General features: G+C 45.0%; 6 protein-coding genes and 1 pseudogene. 5 read left to right on the forward strand and 2 right to left on the reverse strand.

The annotated features are described in order from the left end of the window. The 3 genes from D3222_RS27025 to D3222_RS23665 all read left to right on the forward strand — a co-directional run. Window positions 1-564 (forward strand): reverse transcriptase domain-containing protein (locus tag D3222_RS27025; protein WP_255417068.1); only part of this gene is annotated, 564 nt, incomplete at its 5' end. Further along, window positions 551-1,021: a group II intron maturase-specific domain-containing protein gene (locus tag D3222_RS27030; protein ID WP_232832655.1), complete on the forward strand. Its 471-nt coding sequence runs from the start codon at window positions 551-553 to the stop codon at window positions 1,019-1,021. The genes D3222_RS27025 and D3222_RS27030, both read left to right, overlap by 14 nt. Before the next feature lie 382 nt (window positions 1,022-1,403). Beyond that, the gene (locus tag D3222_RS23665) at window positions 1,404-1,661 is read left to right on the forward strand and encodes a group II intron maturase-specific domain-containing protein (RefSeq protein ID WP_232832656.1); all 258 of its coding nucleotides are present in this window, start codon (window positions 1,404-1,406) and stop codon (window positions 1,659-1,661) included. Window positions 1,662-1,744: 83 nt separating this feature from the next. Here D3222_RS23665 and D3222_RS23670 read toward each other — a convergent pair whose 3' ends face one another. Both D3222_RS23670 and D3222_RS23675 read right to left on the reverse strand, forming a co-directional pair. Beyond that, window positions 1,745-2,071, reverse strand: coding sequence for an addiction module antidote protein (locus D3222_RS23670; protein ID WP_232832657.1), 327 nt, complete (start codon window positions 2,069-2,071; stop codon window positions 1,745-1,747). 19 nt (window positions 2,072-2,090) lie between these two features. Continuing rightward, window positions 2,091-2,435, reverse strand: a complete 345-nt coding sequence (locus tag D3222_RS23675; RefSeq protein ID WP_118988256.1) for a type II toxin-antitoxin system RelE/ParE family toxin — start codon at window positions 2,433-2,435, stop codon at window positions 2,091-2,093. Between the two features lie 154 nt (window positions 2,436-2,589). On the opposite strand from D3222_RS23675, the gene D3222_RS23680 reads away from it, so the two are divergent. Further along, window positions 2,590-3,585, forward strand: a complete 996-nt coding sequence (locus tag D3222_RS23680) for an IS4 family transposase (protein WP_157975428.1) — start codon at window positions 2,590-2,592, stop codon at window positions 3,583-3,585. A gap of 456 nt (window positions 3,586-4,041) precedes the next feature. After that, window positions 4,042-4,255: pseudogene (locus tag D3222_RS23685) on the forward strand (IS110 family transposase); the annotation flags it as partial.

The following is a 4,255-nucleotide window of genomic DNA, read 5'->3' on the forward strand; positions in this document are numbered from 1 at the left end:
CAGGTGTGGGAAGCGTATAAACGAGTGAAAGCTAACCGTGGTGCGGCAGGTATTGACGGACAGACACTGGCCGGGTTTGACGAGAATGTTGCAGACAATCTCTACAAGCTATGGAACAGACTGGCTTCGGGCAGTTATATGCCGCAGGCGGTAAGGCGTGTGGAGATCCCCAAAGCTGATGGTGGTGTGCGTCCGCTCGGTATTCCTGCCGTGTCGGACAGAATCGCCCAGATGGTTGTTAAACAGGTACTTGAGCCTGTACTGGAACCTCTGTTCCATGCCGACTCGTATGGCTACCGGCCGGGGAAATCTGCTCACCAGGCGATTGCGCAGGCGAGAACACGCTGCTGGAAGTTTGACTGGGTTGTGGAAATCGATATCAAAGGCTTCTTTGATAATATTGATCATGCCCTGTTACTGAAAGCAGTGCGGCATCACACACAGGAACGCTGGTTGGTGATGTATATCGAACGCTGGCTGAAGGCGCCGGTGCAAATGCCGGATGGAAGGGTGCAGGTACGGAACGGAGTTGCATCCGCAGAAGACCCGGATGGTTTACTGTAAAGATGCCGATCGACGGGGGAATTACGCAGAGACGCGCTTCGACTTTCTGGGCTATACATTCCGGCCCCGTTTGTCGAAGAATCGCTGGGGTAAGACCTTCGTTAACTTCAGTCCGGGGATGAGTGCCAGAGCAGGGAAAGCAATCCGTCAGGAGGTGAGGAGTTGGGGTCTGCAAAATCGCAGTGACAAGTCCTTGAACGATCTGGCGCATATGTTCAATGCGAAAATCAGAGGCTGGATAAATTATTACGGTGCTTTTTATAAATCGGCCCTGTATCCAACGCTGAGGCAAATCGATCGCAAACTCGTGTTATGGCTGACCCGTAAACATAAGCGACTTCGGGGCCACCGGCGACGGGCCAGTCACTGGCTGGCGCGTGTTGCGCGGAGTGAAACGAGGTTGTTTGCCCACTGGCCGCTACTATGGGGGCAGGCTTCAATGGGAAGAGCCGGATGAGCGGAGACGTTCACGTCCGGTTCCGTGAGCGCCTTGGGGGGAGGTTCCCCGGGGCGACTCGACTTGTCATCCACTACAAGAGCCATGCGCAGGCAATGATGTTGCGTAGCAGGCTCAGAGCGCGCCTGGGTGAATGTAAGCTGGAAATGAGTCCGGGCAAGACGAAAGTCGTCTATTGCAAGGACAGGGAAAGAACGGAGGCATATCCTGAAATCAGCTTTGACTTTTTGGGCTATACATTCAGGCCAAGAAAGTCATTCTCAAAAGAGGGAGAGCTGTCGGTGAATTTCCTGCCAGCGATAAGCGCCAGAGCGGCGAAGGCAATCCGGCAGACGTACGGGGTTGGGATCTGAGTCATAAAACCCCGTTGTCTCTGGAAGTAATGGCGCGATGGCTCAATCCCATGTTACGAGGCTGGATTAAGTACTATGGGCGCTTTTATCGATCAGCGATGGGCTGTATAGCCAGTCATATAGATCTGCACCTTGCGAAATGGGTCGCCCGCAAATATAAGCGGGTACACGGCAGCCTGGCTCAGGCATATGAATGGTTGAGAAGGATACAGAGCGCTAAGCCCGGCCTGTTTGCACACTGGGAAATTTGTACGCGGCGTGAACGGTCAACGACAAGAGCCGGATGACGGGAGACTGTCACGTCCGGTTCCGTGGGAGCGCAGGGGGGAAGTTCCCTTGCGCGACCCGATAACCCCAAGCAGCAAGAATTTTATATGTGAGTCGGAGAAATAAGCCTGACACCTGCTGCTCTGGTTATTTCCGTTAGTGTAGAGAGCGTCGGATTGCCAGATTCTGATAACGTCTTATAAAGTTGCTGACGAGACAAACCCGATTTTTTAGCGATTTCACCAATGCCTCCGCGAGCCTCTACAACACGACGAAGTGCGGTTAAAAACGCAGAAACGCCTCCTTCTTCATAAATATCTTCTAATGCCGTTTGTAAATAGATCTCTGCGTAATCTGGATCAGCTCTCAGTTCTGCAATCATGGCTGTATCGTGATTTACTGAACGTGAAAAGTTGTCATTAGTTGCCATAGGATTAGTTTCCTTCAGTTTATTTATTTTCATTAGGCTTTCTCACTTTGTAGTCCTGTAAATATTCAATTGCCTTATCTATATCTTCATCTTGCGTCGTTTTATCACCACCAAGAAGAAGAATAATGAGTTCCTCTCCTTCTACCGCATAATAAATACGATAACCGGTTCCAAAATCTATTTTCATCTCCCAAACGCCAGCCCGTGCAAATTTGTGATCGCCAAAGTTTCCCACTTCAGCTCTGTCTATCCGGTTATCTATTTTTGCGGCGGCTTGGCGTTGTTTCCTCCTTAATTTCGTTATCCAGTCTGTAAAAGGAATATTCCCTTGCCTATCCTGATAGCGTTCAATCCGGTATCGCATTGATTACCTCTGTACATTTAATCTCATTAATTGTCGTATATAAAAGACAACTAGGCAAGCTATTTTTTTGGGGTTCTACGCCGGACAATGGCATTCGGTTAAGGAAACAACGATGTGATAAAATAAGATTTAAATGAGCAAGGGGGAATGGATCATGGATTCATATCAACGCCTAAACAAAACCTTTTTTAATTCATGTTCGACGATTGATAAATCGTGGCAAAAAAGAAAAAGAACAATAGATACAAAATTGATTGTCTTATTCCTCATGAAAATTATTTCAGGAAAAAATAATCATGGATATGCTTATATCATCAATGAAATATGGGATGACTGCGTTCATGAAAATATACCTCTACCTCAGTGCAGTCCTATTTCATCCTCATCAATGTGCGAAGCCAGAATGAAATTACCTGATGATGCCATCAAAACCATTAATAAAGATATTGTGGTTGTCTGGGAGAAAAACACTCTCCCGACAACATGGAAAGGACACCGAATTTTTGCCATTGATGGATCAAAGCTCAATGTCCCTAGAAAACTTATCAATAATGGCTATCGTGTCACACAACGTACGTCCAGACATTATCCCTATGCCATGATGAGCTGTCTCTATGATGTGTTGAATTCAATTGTATATGATATTGATTTTGTTAACCATAATAATGAAAGAGCTTGTGCGGAAAAACATTTTCATTGCCTGAATACCCATGATGTCATTATCTTCGACAGGGGATATTTTAGTTATTATATGTTACATCAAGTCATAAAAAATAACTTGAATGCCATATTCAGAATACAGGAAGGTAATAGAAATAAAGTAGTTAGAGAATTTTCTGACAGTCATTACGATGATGCGATTGTGACTTATCTTCCCTCTGAGGCGGTAAAATCAGACCTTAGAAAAAGAAAACTACTTTCAGCATTCCCTGCTATAACGTTACGGCTAATAAAGTATTTTCATGAAGATGTTGAATATATTTTTGCCACGACTTTAACCCATCAAGACCATTATAAAGTCGAAGACTTCGGTGATTTATATAATCAGCGATGGGAAATAGAAGAATTATATAAATTATCCAAATCAATATTATATGTTGAAGATTTCCATTCACATAATGAGAAAGGGGTCAACCAAGAACTTCATTAACCTGGCAAGAATATTAGGAAATGATTGTTATCACAAAGACGATGAGGGCAAGGGTATCAATGACAAGGATAATAGGGATAATGAACGGAAACTGAACTTTAAAAACTGTTTATTTTTTATCGTCAAACACCTCCCTCTGATCATTCAAAGTAGGTTAAAAAAGCATTTTAAATCATTTTATTACCTACTTCACAAGTATATAACAAAGATGACCCAACGGGTGAGACCAGGACGACACTATCCACGAAAATCGATGAAACCCCGAACACGGTGGAACTCTTTTGATGCGCCGGCAAGATCTTAACCGAATGCCATTGTCCGGCGTAGAACCCCAGTATGTTTATTTGTTCATTCTATCGCCAATTGAACAAAGTGCCCCAAGGTAATGAGATGGTTCCCCTCACTCTAACGGCAGTATATTAGCAGAGTGATTATCTTTGATAAGAGGCTACCATCATGAACACTATCGCACTGATTGGCATCGATCTCGGCAAGCATTCTTTTCATGTCCATTGTCAGGAGCAATCGGGAAAAGCTCTGCTACGTAAAAAATTCACCCGAACTAAATTGATGGAATTCTTAGCCGATTGCTCTCCGGCAACGGTTGTGATGGAAGCCTGTGCTGGCGCGCATTTCATGGCAAGGCGGATCGCTGATTTGGGGCATGAGG

The sequence above is a fragment of the Photorhabdus sp. CRCIA-P01 genome, assembly GCF_003545805.1.
In the GTDB taxonomy this organism is placed as follows: Bacteria; Pseudomonadota; Gammaproteobacteria; order Enterobacterales; family Enterobacteriaceae; genus Photorhabdus; species Photorhabdus antumapuensis.